The 20,594-nt window shown below is 66.9% G+C and carries 15 protein-coding genes; 11 read left to right on the top strand and 4 right to left on the bottom strand.

All coding sequences use genetic code 11. The annotated features are described in order from the left end of the window. Positions 1-76: 76 nt before the first annotated feature. The 4 genes from BLV47_RS22535 to tssA form a co-directional block, all read right to left on the bottom strand. Entirely contained in the window at positions 77-565 is a 489-nt protein-coding gene (locus BLV47_RS22535) for an Hcp family type VI secretion system effector (RefSeq protein ID WP_022641870.1), read from the bottom strand. 88 nt (positions 566-653) lie between these two features. Further along, the gene (gene tssC / locus BLV47_RS22530) at positions 654-2,147 is read right to left on the bottom strand and encodes a type VI secretion system contractile sheath large subunit (RefSeq protein ID WP_016963864.1); all 1,494 of its coding nucleotides are present in this window, start codon (positions 2,145-2,147) and stop codon (positions 654-656) included. Positions 2,148-2,163: 16 nt separating this feature from the next. Beyond that, positions 2,164-2,679, bottom strand: coding sequence for a type VI secretion system contractile sheath small subunit (tssB, locus tag BLV47_RS22525; protein WP_047289994.1), 516 nt, complete (start codon positions 2,677-2,679; stop codon positions 2,164-2,166). Between the two features lie 81 nt (positions 2,680-2,760). Further along, the gene (gene tssA / locus BLV47_RS22520; RefSeq protein ID WP_092317681.1) at positions 2,761-3,780 is read right to left on the bottom strand and encodes a type VI secretion system protein TssA; all 1,020 of its coding nucleotides are present in this window, start codon (positions 3,778-3,780) and stop codon (positions 2,761-2,763) included. A gap of 393 nt (positions 3,781-4,173) precedes the next feature. Here tssA and tagH point away from each other — a divergent pair, with 393 nt between their 5' ends. The 11 genes from tagH to BLV47_RS22465 all read left to right on the top strand — a co-directional run bounded on the left by tagH (position 4,174) and on the right by BLV47_RS22465 (position 20,531). Next, positions 4,174-5,676 (top strand): type VI secretion system-associated FHA domain protein TagH, encoded by a 1,503-nt coding sequence (tagH, locus tag BLV47_RS22515; protein ID WP_092317678.1) that lies wholly within the window; start codon positions 4,174-4,176, stop codon positions 5,674-5,676. Between the two features lie 66 nt (positions 5,677-5,742). Further along, complete coding sequence (tssJ, locus tag BLV47_RS22510) at positions 5,743-6,252, top strand: type VI secretion system lipoprotein TssJ (protein ID WP_092317675.1); 510 nt, start codon at positions 5,743-5,745, stop codon at positions 6,250-6,252. A 15-nt stretch (positions 6,253-6,267) separates the two neighbouring features. Beyond that, a complete protein-coding gene (tssK, locus tag BLV47_RS22505; protein WP_092317672.1) occupies positions 6,268-7,602 on the top strand; it encodes a type VI secretion system baseplate subunit TssK in 1,335 nt (444 codons plus the stop codon). A gap of 6 nt (positions 7,603-7,608) precedes the next feature. Beyond that, complete coding sequence (locus BLV47_RS22500) at positions 7,609-8,934, top strand: DotU family type VI secretion system protein (protein WP_092317670.1); 1,326 nt, start codon at positions 7,609-7,611, stop codon at positions 8,932-8,934. Next, positions 8,931-12,437 (top strand): type VI secretion system membrane subunit TssM, encoded by a 3,507-nt coding sequence (tssM, locus tag BLV47_RS22495; RefSeq protein ID WP_092317667.1) that lies wholly within the window; start codon positions 8,931-8,933, stop codon positions 12,435-12,437. The genes BLV47_RS22500 and tssM overlap by 4 nt, the downstream gene beginning before the upstream one ends. Beyond that, positions 12,434-13,087 carry a type VI secretion system-associated protein TagF gene (tagF, locus tag BLV47_RS22490; RefSeq protein WP_092317664.1) on the top strand — a complete coding sequence of 218 codons (654 nt, stop codon included), beginning with the start codon at positions 12,434-12,436 and terminating at the stop codon, positions 13,085-13,087. Before tssM ends, tagF begins: the two co-directional genes overlap by 4 nt. Continuing rightward, entirely contained in the window at positions 13,088-13,822 is a 735-nt protein-coding gene (locus BLV47_RS22485) for a PP2C family protein-serine/threonine phosphatase (protein WP_016963872.1), read from the top strand. Positions 13,823-13,824: 2 nt separating this feature from the next. Then, a complete protein-coding gene (locus BLV47_RS22480) occupies positions 13,825-16,908 on the top strand; it encodes a serine/threonine-protein kinase (protein ID WP_092317660.1) in 3,084 nt (1,027 codons plus the stop codon). Beyond that, a complete protein-coding gene (locus BLV47_RS22475; protein ID WP_060841731.1) occupies positions 16,908-17,624 on the top strand; it encodes an ABC transporter ATP-binding protein in 717 nt (238 codons plus the stop codon). The genes BLV47_RS22480 and BLV47_RS22475 overlap by 1 nt, the downstream gene beginning before the upstream one ends. Further along, on the top strand, positions 17,624-18,826 hold the full coding sequence (locus BLV47_RS22470) for an ABC transporter permease (RefSeq protein ID WP_092317656.1): 1,203 nt from the start codon (positions 17,624-17,626) through the stop codon (positions 18,824-18,826). Before BLV47_RS22475 ends, BLV47_RS22470 begins: the two co-directional genes overlap by 1 nt. Further along, entirely contained in the window at positions 18,819-20,531 is a 1,713-nt protein-coding gene (locus BLV47_RS22465) for a formylglycine-generating enzyme family protein (protein WP_092317653.1), read from the top strand. The genes BLV47_RS22470 and BLV47_RS22465 overlap by 8 nt, the downstream gene beginning before the upstream one ends. Positions 20,532-20,594: the final 63 nt, after the last annotated feature.

Raw genomic sequence — 20,594 nt, 5'->3', positions numbered from 1 at the left:
CTCGCCAGCCGTCCCCGCGCCACGCCGGGCACGCGGGGCGGGTCGGTCGCGGCCCGGGGGCCGCGACCGCAGCGGATCAGCGCTTGGTGTTCGAGCGGATGTTCCAGCCGTACTTGATCGGGCCGCCGTCCTTGGTGCCGTCGGCTTTCTGCGGCTGGTACTCGACCGCCACCTGGGCGAAGTTCAGGGTGATGTTCTCGGTCAGGCGGTCATCGCTGCCCGAACCGCCGGTGCTCAGCGAGGTGATCAGCACTTCTTCCAGGTCGATGATCATGTACTCGACCTGGCTTTCGCCGCCGGCCTTGCGCACGGTCAGGCGCACCTTGTCGATGTGCTTGCCGCTGGAGCAATGCATCATCAGGTTCGGCGAGGCCTTGTCGACGTACTTGGTCAGCGACAGGTCCTGGATGTTCACCTTGCCCGCGCCGCCGCCACCGCCGACGTGCATGTTGCCGGACTGGGACATGCCCCAGCTCCAGTTCAGCACGTCGATCTCGTCCTTGTGGGCTTTGTCCATGGACTCGCCCTTGATGTCACCGATCTTGATGAAAATATCAACAGCCATGTTTTCTCCCTGTGTGGCACTCGCCACGATGTTGATTCAGCTTCCGTAGCCGCTGCGACAGCGGCTACAGGTTTGATTCGGTTATGGGTCAGGCGCCCTTGGCGGACGGCAGTTTGGATACCAGGCGCAGCGACACGGTCAGCCCTTCGAGCTGGTAGTGCGGGCGCAGGAAGAACTTGGAGTTGTAGTAGCCCGGGTTGCCTTCGACTTCCTCGACCACCACTTCCGCCGCGGCCAGCGGGTGCTGGGCCTTGGTGGTTTCGGTGGAATGCGCCGGGTCACCGTCGACGTAGTTGAGGATCCAGTCCTGCAGCCAGCGCTGCATCTCGTCCTTCTCTTTGAAGGAGCCGATCTTGTCGCGCACGATGCACTTCAGGTAATGGGCGAAGCGGCAGGTGGCGAACAGGTACGGCAGGCGCGCGGCCAGGTTGGCGTTGGCGGTGGCGTCCGGGTCGTCGTATTCGGCGGGCTTCTGCAGCGACTGGGCGCCGATGAAGGCGGCGAAGTCGGTGTTCTTCTTGTGCAGCAGCGGCATGAAGCCGTTCTTCGCCAGTTCCGCTTCACGGCGGTCGGAGATGGCGATCTCGGTCGGGCACTTCATGTCCACGCCACCGTCGTCGGTGGGGAAGGTGTGGGCCGGGAGGTTTTCCACCTCGCCACCGGACTCCACGCCGCGGATCCGCGAGCACCAGCCGAAATGCTTGAACGAGCGGTTGATGTTCACCGCCATGGCGTAGGCGGCGTTGGCCCAGGTGTACTTGGAGCTGTCGGCGCCGTCGGTGTTCTCTTCGAAGGCGAAGGCTTCCACCGGGTCGGTCTTGGCGCCATACGGCAGGCGTGCGAGGAAGCGCGGCATGGTCAGGCCGATGTAGCGCGAGTCTTCCGATTCACGTAGCGAGCGCCAGCCGGCGTATTCCGGGGTGGTGAAGATCTTGGTCAGGTCCCGCGGGTTGGACAGTTCCTGCCACGAGCCCATGCCCATCACGGTTGGCGAAGCCGCGGCGATGAACGGGGCGTGCATGGCCGCGCAGACCTTGGACAGCTCGCCCAGCAGTTCCACGTCCGGTGGCGACTGGTCGAAGTAGTAGTCGCCCACCAGGCAGCCGTAAGGCTCGCCGCCGAACTGGCCGTATTCCTCTTCGTACATTTTCTTGAAGATCGGGCTCTGGTCCCAGGCCGTGCCCTTGAACTTCTTCAGGGTCTTGTGCAGCTCCGGCTTGGAGATGTTGAGCACGCGGATCTTCAGCTGCTCGTCGGTCTCGGTGTTGTTGACCAGGTAGTGCAGGCCACGCCAGGCGCTTTCCAGTTTCTGGAATTCCGGGTGATGGATCACCTGGTTGACCTGGGCGGTGAGCTTGGCGTCGATGGCGGCGATGATCGATTCGATCGACTTGATGGCGTCGTTGGACACCAGGTCGGTCTGCGCCAGGGCCTGCTCGGCCAGGGTCCGCACGGCGGTTTCCACGGCTTCGCGAGCGCGCTCGGTCTTGGGCTTGAATTCCTGCAGCAGCAGCGAAGCGAATTCGCTGGCCTGCTCGGTGGCGCCGGGTTGGGCCTGATTGTCACGCATCAATTCGGTCATGATCGTTGGTCCTGAGTTACGCGTTCGGCTCGGAGTCAGCAGGCTTTGGCGCACTGGCCAGGGCCTGGAGCAACGCCGGATCCTTGATGGCTTTCATGATGATTTCTTCGGCGCCGGTCTTGCCGTCCATGTAGGTCAGCAGGTTGGCCAGCTGGGTGCGGGCCTCCAGCAGCTGGTTCAGCGAATCGACCTTGCGCGCCACCGCGGCAGGGCTGAAGTCGTCCATGCTCTCGAAGGTGATGTCCAGGCTCAGGTTGCCTTCGCCGGTCAGCTCGTTGGGCACGTGGAAGGCCACCCGAGGCTGCATGGCCTTGAGGCGCGAGTCGAAGTTGTCGACGTCGATTTCCAGGAACTTGCGATCGGCCACGGCCGCCAGGGGTTCGGCGGGCTTGCCGGCGAGGTCGGCCATCACGCCCATGACGAAGGGCAGCTGGACCTTTTTCTCGGCGCCGTAGAGTTCGACGTCGTACTCGATCTGCACCCGGGGCGCGCGGTTGCGCGCGATGAACTTCTGAGAACTTTGCTTCGCCACGTTGTGCTCCTGGTCGCTGCTGCGACGGTGTTGGCGTCGGTCGGTGGTTGCCGCTGACGATACTGTTCGGCCGCTTCGGGGTTAGTCGGATTCGGGGCCGCGCAGGTTTTCAAATTGGGACATGCCATCGGGAATCAGATTGCGCACGATGGCCGCGAAGTCGGCGTTGACCAGATTCTTGGCCCGGTTGAGCAACACCGGCAGCGGGCTCGATGGCTCATGCCGGCTGTAGTAGGCCAGCAGCCGGTCGAGACTGCGCAGCACGTCGTCGCGGCTGTTGATCTCGCCGGAAATCCGCGCTGCGGCGGGCGCCACGGGCGCGTTTCCGGCTTCGCTGGCGGCGGCTTCGGCGGGTTCATCGGCCGCGCTGTCGCCGGTTTGCGGGGCATGCTGGCCCAGCACCTGCAGCGCCAGGCGCAGCGGTTGCTTGAGGGCCGTGAGGTCGACGCCGCTGGCGGAACCCACCTGTTCGCTGACCTGCTTTTCGATGGCTTCGACGGCCGAGCGAGCGTTGCTCAAGGCGTTGCGAATGGCCTCCAGGTGCTCGGGGTCGCTGTCTTGCAGGGCGCCGGCCAGGTGATCGGAACCCAGGCTTTCACCGGAGAAGTGCTGCAGGCCGGCGGCGTTCAGCGCGGCCCGCACCGTCACCGGGCCGAAGGTCCGGGAACGGGTCAGCTGGGCTTCGCGCAGCAGGCCGATGGTGGTGTCGGAGGCCAGGCCGGCCAGGGCGTTGATGCGCACCGTGGGGTCGTTGTCGTCATCGGCGTCCAGGCGCGGGTGCAGGTCCGCCCAGTAATCGCGGAGCAGGCCGTTGATCAGTTCGAGGCAGGTGGCCAGGCCTGGCAGGCCTTCGAGGGCCAGGGTGCTCTGCACGAGAAAATGGGTGATGCGCAGGTCTTTGCTGCGGGCCAGCAAGTCCAGGCTCTGCTGCTGGATGCTGCGCCAGTCCGGCGGCTCGGCCGGGAGGATCGAGTCGCCCATGCTGCGCTCGGGCTGACCTTGTGCGGCCCGCTCCAAGTGCAGGAAATCCGCGTCATATTCCAGATCTTCGCCACAAGGCGAAGTTGCTGAAATGGCGGCGAGCAACATCGGTACATCCACCTGGTTCGATCTCCCTATCAGCCTGCAGGACAGTCAGGCAATTAATGCACTAGTTGTTTGTGAACTCGCGCACATTTCTTGGTAAACATGGACTCGTTGATACTAGTGAGCCATCATCCGTGTTCAAGAAGTTGTGCATTTTTGGTGTAGTAGTTGTGGCTTGTCAAGGTAAGCTATTCGCCCCGCGTGACACTGTTATGTCGACTTACTTAGTTCCCTGACCGGCGAGTCAGATTGAGGCGGGGCGCAGAGCTTTTGTCATCTGTGCGGTTCAAGTTGAGCGAACATGCTGTGAACGGTGCTGTTTAAAGGATTTTTTGCGGACTTTTCATTTTTTTACGGAACTTTTTTCCCGGCACCGGTTCGCACGCGGAAGTACAGCAAGGAGGCGAAATGTCGCTGTGTTTGACTATCACTAGTTATCACAAGATCACCCCTGGTCAATGCCCTGAGAAACTAATGGATCAGGGGATGATGGCAATTGGCCGCAGTTCCGATAACGACTGGGTACTTCCCGATCCCGAGCGCTTAGTTTCGGCGCGACATTGTGTCATTCAATACAAGGATGGCCGTTATTACTTGACCGATAACAGTACCAATGGTGTGGAGTTAGTCCGTGCCGGTATTCGCATGCGCCGGGGTAACAGCGAGCCGCTGGAAGATGGCGAGGTTATCCGCATTGGCGATTACGAGATCAGTGCGCGGATCGATTTCAGTATCAACCGCGCCCAGGTTGAAGCTTTTTCCGGGGACAGCTCCAACAGTTTCGAGGCGCTGATGGGCCGACAAGCGGTAGCCCCAACGCCCATCGAGCCGATCGCCATGGCGCCGGTGGCGCATTTTCAGGGCGCATCGGCCCAGGACACCTTCCCCGACCTGTTCGACTTCCTGACCCCGAGCGCCACGCCTGCGGCCACTCAGCCGGATCATGTACCCGCCGAGCAGCACGATTTTCGCCCGCCGACGCCCACCGCCGTGCCCCAGCCGGTGCCACCGTCACAGCCCCTGGCAGCCCAGGGCGGGGCGCTGATTCCGGAAGACTGGGACCTGGTCGGTGATACGCCGGCGCGGCCGATTCCGGCCCCGGTGCCCGTGCCGGAGGCGGCGCCCCTGACCGCGCCTGTCGCGCCGGACCCGTTTGCCGGCATCGGCCTGTTCGGTGCAGAACCGCCGCAGCCGCAGCCGCAGCCGCAGCCGGTCGAGGTCGCGGCGCCGCCGCTCGCTGTTGCTGCGGTCGCTCCGCCGCCCACGGCCCAGGCACCGCAGGCGCCGGTCGCGGCACCCGCTCCGGCGCCGGTTGCGCCGCAGGTCGACCTGTTGCAAGCCTTTCTGCGTGGCGCCGGGCTGGATCAGCTGCGCATCGACCCGCAGCAGGCCCAGGCGCAGATGGAAAGCCTGGGCCGCAGCTACCGGTTGATGGTCGAGGGCCTGATCGATGTGTTGCGGGCCCGCAGCAGCCTCAAGGGCGAGTTCCGCATGCAGCAGACGATGATCCGCCCGGTGGAAAACAACCCGCTGAAGTTCGCCCCCAATGTCGATGAGGCCATGCTCCTGCTGCTGCGCCACAGCAACCAGGCGTTCATGGCCCCGGACCAGGCGGTGCAGGACAGCTTCGATGACCTGCGGGCCCACCAGCTGGCGGTCATGGCCGGCGTGGAAGCGGCCATCAAGCACTTGCTGGGGCGTTTCGAACCCGCCGAGCTGGAAGCGCGCATGGCCCGTCCCGGTGGCCTGGGCAACCTGTTCAGCGGCTCGCGCCAGGCGCAGAACTGGCAGCAGTTCACCGCGCTCTACAAGCAGATTTCCCAAGAGGCCCAGGACGATTTCCAGGACCTCTTCGGTCGCGAGTTCAGTCGCGCCTACGAAGAGCACACCCAGCGCCTGCGCCGTTCCTGAGCGCGCCTGGAACCTCCCCCGAACCCACGGATACACGGACAGCTGATACGTCATTGAGGACGCAGGATGATTCAACGATTGCTGACATTGGTCGCCATGCTGGTACTGGCGGCCTGTGCCAAGGACGCCCCGGCGCCTGCCGAGCCGAGCAAACCAGCCGAGCCGGGCGCCACCACCGTGGAGCTGCATTTCCAGGCCGTGGCCGGACTCAACCCCGGCCCCGACGGCCAGGGCACGCCGGTGCGGGTGCGGATCTTCGAACTGAAGAACCCGGCCACCTTCATGCGCGCCGACTACTTCGCCCTGGCGGAGCGGGCCCCGGCCACCCTCGGCCCGGACCTGATCGACCAGGACGAAGTGCTGGTCAAGCCCGGCGACCAGTTCAGCCTCAAGCGCACCCTGGACCCGGCCACCCGTCAGGTCGGCCTGCTGGTGGGCTATCGCGAAGTGGATCAGGCCCTGTGGCGGGTCAGCGTCAATACCGCCGCGCACCTGAACAACAGCTATCAGATCGGCCTCGATGTCCGCGCAGTCAGCGCCGAGCTCGCGGCGTCCCCATCCAGCCCTGCCCAATAGGCAAACGGAGCAACCATGTCCTGGAACAATCGCGTGGTCTGGTCGGAAGGCATGTTCATTGGAACCCAGCACTTCCAGCAGCATGACCGTTACCTTGAAAACCTCATCGACGCCCGCAGCCGTCCGTTGTCGGCGGGGGCCTGGGGCTTTTCCGAACTGCGGATCGATCAGGGCCTGCTGGCCCAGGGCAAGCTGGCCATCGTCAGCGCCCGCGGCCTGCTGCCCGACGGTACGCCGTTCAACATTCCCCATGACGATCTGGCGCCCAGCCCGCTGAGCATCGACGACACCCTGCGCGACGGCCTGGTGTACCTGGCGCTGCCGCTCAAGCGCGCCGGCGCCCGGGATACCGTGGACGAAGGCGAGGAACTGGGCGGCGCCCGCTACCTGAGCCAGGTGCGCGAGGTGCGCGACGACAACGCCCCCTTCGAAAACCGTGCGCCGGTGGCCGTGGGCTCCCGCGCCTTGCGCCTGCTCACGGCCGCCGATGGCCTGAGCGACTATGCCGCCGTCGGCGTGGTGCGGATCAAGGAAAAGCGCGCCGACCGCGCCCTGGTGCTGGATGACAGCTACATCCCGCCGCTGCTGGATGTGGCCGCATCCAAGCCGCTGAGCGCCTTTCGCAGCGAGCTGCTGGGCCTGTTGCACCAGCGTGGCGAGGCCCTGGCCGGGCGCGTGGTGGCGTCGGGTGCCGGCGGTGCTTCGGAAATTGCCGACTTCATGCTCCTGCAACTGGTCAACCGCGCCCAGCCGCTGGTCAGCCACTTGAACCAGATCAGCCCGCTGCACCCCGAGCGCCTGTACAGCGAACTGGTGAGCCTGGCCGGCGAATTCTCGACCTTCTCCAACAGCACTCGACGCCCCGCCGAGTACCCGCAGTACCAGCACGACGAGCTGGCCCTGAGCTTCGCTCCGGTGATGCAGGCCCTGCGCGAAGCGCTGTCGATGCTGATCGACAGCAAGGCGACGCCGATCCCCATCGTCGAGAAAGCCTACGGCGTGCACGTGGCGATGCTGGCCGACCGCACCCTGCTGGAGAGCGCCAGCTTCATCCTGGTGGTGCGCGCCGACGTGCCCGGGGAAACCCTGCGCGGGCGTTTTGCCCAGCAGAGCAAGGTCGGCTCGGTGGAGCACATCCGTGATCTGGTCAACCTGCAGCTGCCGGGCATCGGCCTGTTGCCGCTGCCGGTGGCGCCACGGCAGTTGCCGTATCACGCAGGCTCCACCTACTACGAGCTCGACCGTGGCAGCGAGCACTGGAAACAACTGGTTCATTCCGGTGGCTTCGCGTTCCACGTCGCTGGGGAATTCCCGGGCTTGAACCTGGCCTTCTGGGCCATTCGAGGATAAGTCGCGATGCATCCTTTCGACGATTCGGCAGGGCAGCCGTCCCCGGCCAATGACCGCACCCAATTCATGCCGCGCCCCGGTGGCCGTGCGCCCGAGCCCGGCCGCCCGGCGGCCGCGCCATCGCCGTCATTGGCGATGCCGGCGGCGCCCTTGCCGGCCGGTCAGGCTCGGGGCCTGAACCCCCTGGAAAGCGCCGCCGGCCCGTTGCTGGCGTTGCTCACGAGGCTGCGCAGCACCCTGGCGCACCCGGCACCGGCGAGCCTGCGGGCGCAGTTGCTGGCCTACCTGCGCCAGTTCGAAGAGCGCGCGGAAGCCGCCGGCGTGCCGCGCAACGACGTGTTGCTGGCGCGCTATGCGCTGTGCACCGCCCTGGATGAAGCGGTGCTCAGCACCCCGTGGGGCAGCACCAGCGACTGGGGCAAGCAGAGCCTGCTGATCACCGTGCACAACGAAGCCTGGGGCGGCGAGAAGGTCTTCCAGTTGCTGGAGCACTGCCTGCAGAGCCCCCGCGAGCGCCTGTACCTGCTGGAGCTGTTGTACCTGTGCATGTGCCTGGGCTTCGAAGGTCGCTACCGGGTGATGATCGATGGCCGCAGCCAGCTCGAAGCCCTGCGCGAGCGCACCGCGGCCACCATCCGCAGCGCCCGTGGCGAGCACGAGCGCGAGCTCTCGCCGCATTGGCGCGGGGTCAGCGTGGCCCGTGACCGGCTGGCCCAGTTCATGCCGCCCTGGGTCGGCATCGCGATTGGCGTGGCGCTGCTCCTGGTGCTGCTGTTCGGCCTGCGCCTGAAGCTGGCGGCGGACGCCGAGCCGGTGTTCAAGAACATCCATGCCCTGGGCGAAATCCCGGTGCAGACCCTGGATCGCCCGGTGATCCAGCCGAAGATCGTCGAGCGTCCGCGCCTGGCCGGTTTCCTCGCCGAAGACATCAAGGCCGGGCGGGTGGCGGTGGAAGATGCCGTCGACCGTTCGGTGGTGACTATCCGTGGCGACGAGCTGTTCGCCTCGGCCAGCGCCAGCATTCTCGACGACTACCAGCCGCTGATGCTGCGCATCGCCGACGCGGTGCGCAAGGTCAAGGGCCAGGTGCGCATCACCGGCCACAGCGACAACCGGCCGATCGCTACCTTGCGCTTCCCGTCCAACTGGAAGCTGTCCCAGGCCCGCGCCGAATCGGTGCTGCAGATCCTCGCGGCGAAGACCGGCCAGCCAGAGCGCTTCAGCGCCGAAGGCCGCAGCGACACCGAGCCGCTGGCAAGCAACGCCACCGCCGAAGGGCGGGCGCGTAATCGTCGGGTCGAAATCAGCGTATTGGCGGAGGGGGTCGAGTGAAGGCGTTTTTCAGTTTTGTGATTCGCTGGGTGATCCCGCTGCTGGGGCTGATCGCCCTGAGCCTGATCATCTGGTTCATTGGCCCGCTGCTGGAGTTCCTGGTGCCGGAAGGCCGGCGCTGGGCGTTGATCATTGTCATCTTCGCGCTGTGGATCGGTTATCGGGTGTTTCGCATCATCCAGGCCCGTCGGCACGCGGCCAAGGTGTTGCAGAGCCTGGCCGCCGATACCCCGCCGGACCCGGACAGCGTGGCCACCGCCGAAGAACTGGCGGCCCTGCGCCAGCGCATGGACGAAGCCCTGGCGCTGTTGAAGAAGGCCAAGCTTGGCGGTGACGAGCGGCGCAACCTCTACGAGCTGCCGTGGTACGTGATCATCGGCCCGCCGGGCTCGGGCAAGACCACCGCGCTGGTCAACTCCGGCCTGCATTTCCCCCTGGCCGCGCAGCTGGGCGCCGGTGCCGTGCGCGGCGTGGGCGGCACCCGCAACTGCGACTGGTGGTTCACCGATCAGGCGGTATTGCTGGACACCGCCGGGCGCTACACCACCCAGGACAGCCACGCCTCGGTGGACAAGGCGGCCTGGCTGGGTTTCCTCGACCTGCTGAAAACCCAGCGTTCGCGGCGGCCGATCGATGGCGCCTTCGTCGCCATCAGCCTCTCCGACCTGCTGCTGGGCAGCGAAGCGGAGCGCGCGGCCCACGCGGCGGCGATCCGCCTGCGCATCCAGGAGCTGTACACCCAGCTGGGGGTGCGCTTCCCGATCTACCTGATGCTGACCAAGCTCGATCTGGTGCCGGGCTTCATGGAGTTCTTCGATTCCCTGAGCAAGGAAGAGCGGGCCCAGGTCTGGGGCATGACCTTCGCCCTGGACGACGGCAAGAGCGGCGACAGCCCCCTGGCCCAGTTGCCGGCGGAACTGGCGGCCCTGGAGCAGCGCCTCAACGAGCGTCTGGTGGAGCGCCTGCAGCAGGAACGCGACCCGGCGCGGCGCGACTTGATCTATGGCTTCCCGCAGCAATTCGCGGCGCTCAAGGAGTCCTTGCAGGGCTTCCTCGAAGGCGTGTTCAAACCCAACGCCTTCGAAGAGCGAGTGCTGCTGCGCGGCGTGTATTTCACCAGTGGCACCCAGGAAGGCAGCCCGATCGACCGGCTGATCGGCGCCATGGCCCAGAGCATGAACCTGGACCGCCAGCACCTGGCGCGGCAGACCGGCACCGGGCGCAGTTACTTCATCGAGAAACTGTTCAGCGCCGTGGCCTTTGCCGAGCGCGGGCTGGTGGGGGTCAATCCCAAGGTCGAGCGCCGGCGCAAATGGATCGCCCGTGGCGCCCTGGCGGCCACCGTGGCGCTGGTGCTGGTGGTCGGCACCCTGTGGATCATCAGCTACCGGGCCAACCAGGCCTATATCGCCCAGGTCGACCAGCGTGTCGCGCCGGTGCGCCAGGACGTGCAGAACCTCAGCTCGGCCCAGCGCGATGTGCTGGCGGTGCTGCCGCTGCTCAACGCCACCCGCCATCTGGCCGGCGATGCACCGGGCTGGGCCGAGGGCCTGGGCCTGTATCAGGGCGACATGCTCGAAGCCGAGGCCGCCAGCGTCTATCGCAAGCTGCTGGTGGCGGTGTTCGCCCCACGGCTGATGACCCGTATCGAGGAGCAACTGCACAGCGGCGGCAACTCGGACTTCCTCTACGAGGGGCTCAAGGCCTACCTGATGCTGGCGGACAGCGAGCACTACGACCCGGACTTCATCAAGGCCTGGATCACCCTGGACTGGGACCGTACCCTGGCCCGCGACCTGCCGCCGGACCAGCGTCAGGCCCTGACCGGGCACCTGCAGGCGCTGTTCGAAAAACATCCACCGAATGCGCGGCTGGATCAGCGCCTGATCGACGACCTGCGCCGCCAGCTGCAACAGCTGCCGGTGGCCCAGCGCGTGTATGACCGGGTCAAGCGCGCCAAGCTGCCGGACGGCGTGCCGGACTTCCGCCTCAGCGAAGCCGGTGGTCGCGACGCGGCGCTGGTGTTCACCCGCAAGAGCGGCAAGCCGTTGAGCGAACCCCTGAGCGGGCTGTTCACCGCCAAGGGCTATCGCCAGGCCTTCCTCCTGGCCAGCCTCAACCAGGCCGGCACCCTGGCGGAAGAGCAGTGGGTACTGGGCCGCGATCAGGCCGACCAGCAGAACGTCGCCAGCCTCGCCGCCGACGTGCGTCGCCTGTACTTCCAGGACTACCTGCGCCAGTGGGACGCCTTGCTGGCGGACATCGACTTCGTGCCGATCACCAGCGTGGCCCAGGCCGCCGACGTGCTGCGGATTCTCTCCGGGCCCACCTCGCCGCTGAAGAAACTGCTGGTGGCGGTGGCCAAGGAAACCGACCTGCAACAGGAAGAACGCCTGCTGGCGGCCCAGGGCCAGAAGGTCGAGGGCGGCGTCGATCAACTCAAGCAGCGCCTGGGTTCGCTGTTGGGCCAGGAGCAGGCGGCCAACCCGGCTGCCGTGGCCAGCAGCGATGACCCGGTGAGCGCGCACTTTGCCGACCTCAACAGCCTGGTGAGCAAGGGCGAGGGCGAGCCGGCGGCCATCGACGGCCTGCTCTCGGACATGAACGCCCTGTACGTGCAGGTCAGCGCCATGGTCGGGGCCAGCGGCGACGCGCTGCTGGGCGAGGCCAAGAATCAGGCCAGCGCCGCGGCCGCCCGGGTCAGCCTGACCGCCGAGCGTCAGCCGCCGATGGTCCAGGGGCTGGTCAAATCGGTGGTCGGTTCCACCACCAACAGCATGATGGGCGGGGTGCGCAATCAACTGAACGCGGCCTGGGTCAGCGAAGTGGTGAACGTCTATCGCCAGTCCCTGAGCGGGCGTTATCCGATGTCGCCGGGCAGCTCGCGGGACGCGACCCTGGAAGACTTCGGCCAGTTCTTCGGCACCGGCGGGGTGATGGACAACTACTTCCGCAAGTACCTGCAGCCTTACGTCAACACCTCGACCACCACCTGGAGCTGGCAGCCGGGCGCGGCGCAGAAACTGGGGATCTCCCCCGGTGTGCTGCAGACCTTCCAGCGCGCGGCGAACATTCGTGATGCGTTCTTCCGCTCCAGCGGCGGCACCCAGCCGGCGGTGCGCTTTGAGCTCAAGCCGGTGGCCATGGACGCCAGCATCAGCCAGTTCCTGCTCGACCTGGACGGCCAGCAATTGAGCTACGACCACGGCCCGAGCCGACCGGTGGCCATGCAGTGGCCGAACCCGGGGAGCATCGGCGTGGTGCGCCTGTCGATCATGCCGCCGTCGGCCACCGGGCGTTCCGGGGTGACCCTGGACGGTCCCTGGGCCTGGTTCCGCCTGCTGGAGCAATCGGACCTGACCGCCACCAATTCGCCGGACCGCTTCAACCTGCGGCTGCGGGTGGATGGCGCGAGCATCTCCTACGAGCTGCGCGCCAGCAGTGCCTTCAACCCGTTCAAGAGCCGGGTGCTCAGCGGCTTCAGCCTGCCGGAGCGGCTATGACTGCGCCCGGCCTGTACGGCAAGTTGGCCAGCCGCGGCGATTTTGTCAGCCGCGGTCTGCCGCAGAGTTTTATCGGCCCTTGGGACAGCTGGCTGGCGGCGGGGCTGCTGGCCAGCCAGAACGCCCTGGGCGAGCAGTGGCTCAACGCCTACCTGATCAGCCCGTTATGGCGCTTCGCCCTGGCCCCGGGCGTCTGCGGGCCCCAGGCGGCGGTGGGAGTGGTGATGCCGAGCATTGACCGGGTCGGGCGCTATTTCCCCCTGACCGTGGCCGCGCTGCTGGAGCCCGAGGCGGAGTTGACGTCCCTGGTCAGTGGCCCGGAGCAGTGGTTCGAGCAGGTGGAACAACTGCTGCTGGCGACCCTGGATGAAGGTGCCCATTTCGAGGCCCTGGAGCAGGGCCTGCAGGCCTTGGGCGCGCCGAACCCGGCGCGGCGGGTCGAGGTCAGCCATTACGCCGGCCTGCAACGGTTTTACGTCAGCGACCCCCTGGCCCGGGGCGCGGTACTCGCGGCCCAGGCCGGCGAGGGGACGAGTCTGTGGTGGGGCCGGGGTTCGCAGTACATCAGCCCGATGCTGCTGCGCTGCCAGGGCCTGCCGCCGGCCAGTGAATTTGCGCAATTTTTGCTCGGACAAGAGGGTGCCGTCTAAATGGGTTCAGCGCCGCAACTGTCCTACCAGTCCGCCAGCTACAGCCATGTCGGCATGGTGCGGAAAATCAACGAAGACGCCTGGCTCGAAGCCCCGGAGACCGGCCTGTGGCTGGTGGCCGACGGCATGGGCGGGCACGCCGCCGGGGATTATGTCAGCAGCCTGATCGTCGACAGCCTGCGGGCGGTGCCGGCGGCCGAGAGCCTGGAGCAGTACGTCGCCGCGCTGCGCAATGGCCTGGCCGCGGTCAACGCCGCGGTGCGCGAGGAAACCGCCAATCGCGGGGTGACCATGATGGGCAGCACCGTGGTCCTGCTGGCGGTGCGCGGCGCTCGGGGCGTGTGCCTGTGGGCCGGCGACAGTCGCCTGTACCGGCTGCGGGACGAGCAGCTGGAAAGCATTTCCCGGGATCACAGCTACGTCCAGGACCTGCAGGACAGCGGCCTGCTCAGCGAAGCCGAGGCGCGGGTGCATCCGCGGGCCAACATCGTCACCCGGGCGATTGGCGTCGAGGCCCAGTTGCAGCTGTCCCAGGTCGACCTGCAGGTGCAGGACGGCGACACCTTCCTGCTGTGCAGCGATGGCTTGAACAAGACCGCCGAAGACTTCGAACTGCGCGACGTGCTGAGTCACAGCGAGCCCAACGATGTGGTGCGCAGCCTGATCCACCTGGGCTTGACCCGGGGCGCGCCGGACAACATCACCGCCATCGTGATCAAGGCCGCAGGACACTGACCATGGACATTCTGATTCCCGGCTTTGACATCCAGGGCGAGATTGGCGAAGGCGCCATGGCCACCGTGTACCTGGCGACCCAGCGTTCCCTGGAACGCAAGGTGGCGCTCAAGGTGATGGCCGCGGCGCTGGCCGCCGACCCGAGCTTCTGCGAGCGCTTCTTGCGTGAGGGCAAGACCCTGGCGCGGCTGTCGCACCCGCACACCGTGACCATCCACGACATCGGCAATGTCGGCGAGCTGTACTACATGGCCATGGAGTACCTGCCCAACGGCACCCTCAAAGAGCGCATCGCCGCCGGGCTGACCCCGGAGCAGGGCCTGACCTACATCCGCCAGATCGCTTCGGCCCTGGGCTATGCCCATGCCCAGGGGCTGGTGCACCGCGATGTGAAGCCGGCCAACATCCTGTTCCGTGCCGATGGCACGGCGGTGCTCTCGGACTTCGGCATCGCCAAGTCCCTGGACGATCGCACCCAGTTCACCCAGGCCGGTTTCGCCGTGGGCACGCCCAGCTACATGAGCCCGGAACAGGCCCGTGGCCAGGACATCGACGGTCGCGCCGACCTGTATGCCCTGGGCGTGGTGCTGTATGAAATTCTCGTCGGTGAGTTGCCGTACAACGGCACCGACGCGCTGTCCACGGCCCTGGCCCACCTCACCGAACCCTTGCCGGAGCTGCCGCTGCACCATGGGCGCTACCAGCACATCCTGCGCAAGCTGCTGGCCAAGGATCCGGCGGAACGCTACCCGGACGCGGCGGCCTTGCTGGCGGCCCTGGACAACCTGCCGCCGGAGACGGCCGATGTGGAGGCGACGCTGATCCAGCCGTTGCCGCTGCCACCCCAGGTTGCAACCCAGTCTGCACCTCAGAGCAACGACCTGGCCGGGTTGACCCCGGTGTCGATCGAGATTCCGCAACAGGCGCCGCAACCGGCGCCGCGCCGCGAGCCGCCCGAGGAGCCAGCGGTGCCGCCGCGCACCGCCAATCTGCCGCCCGCCGGCAGTGGGGCTTCCGAACAGCGGCGCGGCCCGGTGCTGGCCCTGGCCGGGGTTGCCGTGGCGGTGGCCCTGGCCGTGGCGGGTGCGGGGTACTGGTGGTTGTCCGGCGACAGCCCGGCGCCTGCGCCCAAGACCGCTGCGACGGCCGGCACCCCGCCTGCCGTGGTGGCGCCGCCGGTGGAGCAGGCGCTGGCGGCGGATGTCGATGGCGGCCAGCGGCCGCTGCTGATGCCGGGCAAGAAGACCCTGTTCCAGCGGGTGCTGAGCAAGCCGGGGGCGAGTTTTTCCAGCGAGCCGGGGGCCACGCCGGACAAGCCGGTGCCGGCGTTCTCGGTGCTCTATGTGTATCAGCGCAAGAATCTTGACGGCCGCTCCTGGCTGCGCCTGGGCGCCGCCAGTGACGGCCGCAGCGCCGGCTGGTTGCCGGCCGAGCAGGTCAGCGACTGGAAGCAGAGCCTGGTGCTGAAGTTCACCGAACGCTCCGGCCGCGCGCCGGTGATGTTCGTGCGCCAGGCCAGCGAGCTGGAGCGCCTGCTGGCGGACCCGGCGGCGGCCAAGAACCTGCTGCTCAGGGCGCAGAAGAATCCCCAGGACGAGCAGCAGGTGCTGGCCCTGGAACCCAATGCCAGCGCGGTGCCCCAGGAGCAGTTCTACCTGCTGCCGATCTTCGACGCCAAGGAGAGCTTCGACGAGAACGGCCAGCCGGTGCAGTTGCTCAATGTCGCCTCAATCGACCCGGGCAACAGCCCGCAGAGCATCAGTGACAGCAGCGGCAAGGCGCTGCCGGCGAACAGCCCGCCGGCCGCCGCCGATGCCTTCCGCACCGCGGTGGTGCTGGTGGTGGACACCTCGGTGTCGATGCAGCCGTACATCGATCAGGTGCGCGACGTGGTGCACGAGCTGCAGAGCAAGATCGCCGAGCGCGGCGAGCTGGACAGCGTCAGCTTCGGCCTGGTGGGCTTTCGCAACAACACCAGCAAGACCCCAGGCCTGGAGTATGTGACCAAGACCCTGGTGACCCTCGACCAGGGCCGCGATCCCCAGCGTTTCCAGGAGCTGGTGAGCCAGGTCAAGGCCACCAACGTCTCCAGCCACTCGTTCAACGAAGACGCCTTCGCCGGGGTGATGCAGGCCGTGGAAGGCATGGACTGGAAGGGCTACGGCGGCCGCCTGATCCTGCTGGTCAGCGATGCCGGCGCCCTGCGCAAGAACGACCCCTACAGCCGCACCCAGATGAACGAGGCGGAAGTGCGCCAGGCGGCTTTGGGCAAGCAGATCAAGATCTACGCCCTGCACCTGCGCACCGATGCCGGCAAGAAGAACCACGCCCAGGCGGAAACCCAGTACCGGGTACTGACCGCCGACGCCAACCCGAAGATCGGCGACCTGTACATTCCGGTGCCCGGTGGCGATGTGCGCAAGTTCGGCGAACGGGTCGACGAGATCGGCACGGTGTTCGCCGACCTGGTGCATCAGGTGCGCAGCAACCAGAAGCAGGAAGTCCCGCTGCTGGCGGCGGCGCCGAGCCTCGCGCAGAAATCGGCGGCCATCGGCTACGCCATGCACATGGATTTCCTTGGGCGCAAGGCGGCTAGCCAGGCGCCGCAACTGGTCAGCGCCTGGACCGCCGACCGCGACCTGACCAACCCGGCGCTGCCGGCGTTCCAGGTCTGCGTGATGCTGACCAAGCTGCAGCTCAACGACTTGCAGCAGTCGCTGAAACTGATCGTCGACGCGGCGCGCAAGACCCAGACCTCGCCCAAGGACTTCTTCCAGGAAATCGCCAGCGCCAGTGCCTACATGAGCCGCGACCCGTCGGCCTTGCGCAAGGGCGGCAACCTGGCCGACGGCGGCGTGCTCGGCGAATACCTGGAAGGCCTGCCGTACCGCAGCAAGTCGCTGAACATGACCCAGGACCTGTGGCTGTCGTTGAGCGTGGCCGAGCAGGAAGATTTCATCGACGAGCTGGATTCGAAGATCCGCCTCTACGAAACCTTCCACAACGACCTGGCCAACTGGGTGCGCTTCGGCGATGCCGAGCCGGGCGATGCCTTGTACCGCGTTCCGTTGTCGACGCTGCCGTGATGCTCGATCTGGCGCAGGTACGCAAGAGCCGCGGCGAGGGTCGCCAACGCTACAGCCTGGAGATCCCCCGGCTGCAACTGCGCGCGGGCGACCAGTTGGCGGTGGTCGGCCCCAGTGGTTGCGGCAAGAGCACCTTGCTCGATCTGCTGGCGCTGGTGCTGGCTCCGGATTCGGCGGCGCGCTTCGAATTTGCCCCGGCCAGGGACGCCATCGACATCCTCGGGATCTGGCGCGGCGCCGGCCACAGTGCCCTGGCGCAATTGCGCAGCCGGCACCTGGGCTATGTGCTGCAGACCGGCGGCCTGCTGGGCTTTCTCGATGTGCGCGGGAATATCGGCCTGCCGCGCAAACTGCTGGGGCTGCCTGACGACGGCATTCCCCGGCGGCTGGCCGAGCGCCTGGAAATTGCCGATCAACTGCACAAGAAGCCCGCGGCCCTGTCGGTGGGCCAGCGCCAGCGGGTCAGTTGCGCTCGGGCCCTGGCCCATGGCCCGCAGGTGCTGCTGGCGGATGAGCCAACGGCGGCCCTGGACCCCTTGAACGCGCAAAGAGTGATGCAGCTGCTGGTGCAGCAGTCCCGCGATCAGGGGGTGTGCTGCGTGATCGCCACCCACGATGAGGTGCTGGCAAGGGCCAATGGCTTGCAGGTGCGGCGCATTGCCTGCCGGCGCGATGCCGACGGCGGGGTCACCGCGACCCTCGGGGAGGCCTGCTGATGCGTGCGTCCCTGACCGCTGCCCTGGCCTGGCAGGACTACCGCGCCGACTCTTGGCTGTCGGCTTGTTCGGTGCTGGCCCTGGTGGCGGTGATCGCCCCTTTGCTGGTGCTGTTCGGGCTCAAGTTCGGGCTGGTCAGCAGCCTCACCGAGCGCCTGGAAAAGGACCCGGCGGTGCGCGAGATCATTCCCCTGGGCGGCGGGCGCTTCAGCGCCGGGTTCATTGCCGAGCTGGGGCAGCGCCCGGACGTGGCCTTTGCCTTGCCGCGTACCCGGCAGATAGCCGCGACGGCGGACTTATCCCGGGGTAAGGGGGATATCGGCCTGACCGTGGAGATGCTGCCCACCGCCGTTGGCGATCCTTTGCTCGGGCGCCTGCCGGCCCCCCGGAGCATGAGCGGCGTGCTGCTCAGCCGTACCGCTGCCGAGAAGCTCGGGGTGCAGCCGGGGGACTGGTTGCAAGCGAGCTTTGGCCGACAGGTGGCGGGGCGCAGCGAGGTGCAGCGGACCCGGGTTCAGGTCGAGGGCATCCTGCCCCTGGAAGCCTTTGCCCGTGACGCGCTGTTCGCTCCGCTGGCGCTGCTGGAGGCCGCCGAGGATTACCGCGACGGTCGCGCCGTGGCGGCCCTGGGCTGGCTAGGCGAGGCCCAGGCGGCGACTGCGCAGCGGGTCTATCCGGCGTTTCGCCTGTATGCCCGCGACCTGGATGACGTCGAGCCGCTGCGGCTGTATTTCGCCGAGCGTGGCCTGCTGGTGGCGACCCAGGCGCAGACCATCGCCCAGGTGCAGTCCTTGAGCCGCAACCTGTCCATCGTCTTCTGGGTGATCGCCGGGCTGGCCCTGGCGGGGGCCTTCGCGGCGATCTTCGCCGGGGCCCTGGCGGCGGTGGAGCGCAAGCGTCGGGAGTTGTCGGTGCTGCGCCTGCTGGGGTTTTCCACCGGCGCGCTGTTGCTGTTCGTGGTGGCCCAGGCGTTGTACAGCGCCGGGTTTGCCGCGCTGTTGAGTGGCGCGCTGTATGGCCTGGCCCAGGCCGGGCTGAATCATTTGTTCATGCAGGTGCCCGGCGAGTACGCCAGCCACCTGCTGCCGGTCCATTACGGACTGGCCCTGTTGGCGACGCTGGGCGTCAGCACCCTGGCCGCCGCGCTGGGCGGCTGGCGGGTGTCGCGCATTGAAGCCTGTGAAGGAATTCGCGATGTATAAGTTGATCAGCACCGTGCTGGCCTTGACCCTGGCCGGAGCCGTGTGGGCCGAAGAGCCGGTGAACAAGATGGACAACCCCAAGCCGTTGCCGGACGACGTCAGCCTGCCCTTGCCCTGTGAGGGCGAGATGGTGTTCCGCTACGTCTACGTCCTGGCCCAGGGCACCCTGGACGACCGCGAGGTGAACCTCGGCTACCCCTTCAGCGAAGGTGAAAGCGGCTATCAGCAGTCGTTCATTTCCGGCTATCGCCGGGACTACATCAACGGCCAGTTCACCCTCAAGGACCTGCCCGCGGCCTGGGGCAAGACCATCGGCCCGGCCCTGCCGAAAACCGGCAACGGGGTGCCCCTCAAGCCGATGCTGTATTTCATCGGCAAGTACGAGGTCACCGCTCGCCAGTACGCCCAGGTCATGGCTCAGGCCCAGTCCCTGGCCAGTGGTGAGCCGGCCCCGGCCTGTGAGGCGCCGGACGGCCTGCAGGGGCGCCTGCCCAAGGTCAAGCTGTCGCGTTTCGAGGCCGAGCGTTTCGCCGCGGTCTACAGCGCCTGGTTGATGAAGCATCACCGTGATCTGCTGCCGGTCAGCGGCCGTGGCAGTTCCTCCGACGACGGCGGCCTGGGCTTCGTGCGCCTGCCCACCGAAGTGGAATGGGAATACGCCGCCCGTGGCGGCCAGGCGGTCAGCCGCCAGGAGCTGGAAGGGCGGCTGTTTCCGCGCCGGGTCGAGGGCAGCGAGGAAGACGGCCCGCTGGCGGACTGGGCGGTGTTCAACCAGGTGGCCGGCGGCACCGGCCAGGCGGCGCGCTTGATGCCGATCGGCACCAAGCTGCCCAACCCCATCGGCCTGTTCGACGTGATCGGCAATGCCGCCGAGATGGTCCAGGAGTCCTTCCAGCTGGTGCGCGCCGGGCGGCGCCAGGGCACCTATGGCGGCTTCGTGGTCAAGGGCGGCAATTACCTGGAAGGCGAGGGCACGCTGTTTACCGGGATGCGCCGCGAGTACCCGCTGTTCGGTGCCGACGGCACTGAGCAGAGCAACGAAACCACGGGCTTTCGGGTGGCCATCGGCGCCTTGTCGGCCCCGCGTTCGCGCTACAAGGAACTGTTCGCCCAATGGCAGAAGGAAGGCCGCCTGGCGTCCCTGACCGACGCCATCGACGAAGCCCAGGACCCCACCAAGCGCCTGGACGCCATCATCGCCGCCAGTGTCGACCCGCGTTTGCAGGCGGAGCTGGGGCTGGTCAACGAGGAGCTCAAGCGCAATGTCTCGCTGATCGCCCAGCAGCGCGAGGAAGCGGCCGGCAACCTGATCCAGTCGTCGGCGCTGGTGGCCGAAACCATCAACAACTACAACATCCGCCTGACCAACCTGAAAAAGAGCCAGCAGCAGGCCATCGATGCCAAGGACGAACCCAGCGCCAAGCTGTTCGCCGAAGCCATCGACAATGGCCGCAGCGCGCTGGACGGGGCGGTGGCGATCTACATAGACAACCTGGCCACGGGCACCCGTTACACCGACGCGGTGATCCAGGCGCAATTTCAACGGATCAAGGAAGAGCTCAATCGCAAGCCGGTGCTCGGCAAGAGCCTGGTGACGCGCGCTACGTTATTCGTCCGCCATGTCGGGGATTATCGCCAGCAACGGCGAGCCGACCCGGCGACGATTTTGAAGGAACTGCTCGCATCGACCGGTCAGAAGTCATGACCGGCCGCTGTCTGTCGAGCCTGGAGGAGCTCGGACGACCTGGTGTCGTGCCGAGTAGGTCAA

Origin of the sequence: Pseudomonas saponiphila (assembly GCF_900105185.1) — a bacterium.
Classification (GTDB): Bacteria; Pseudomonadota; Gammaproteobacteria; order Pseudomonadales; family Pseudomonadaceae; genus Aquipseudomonas; species Aquipseudomonas saponiphila.
The sequence above is the reverse complement of the archived record's forward strand: the minus strand, read 5'-3'. Positions and strand labels throughout refer to the sequence as shown.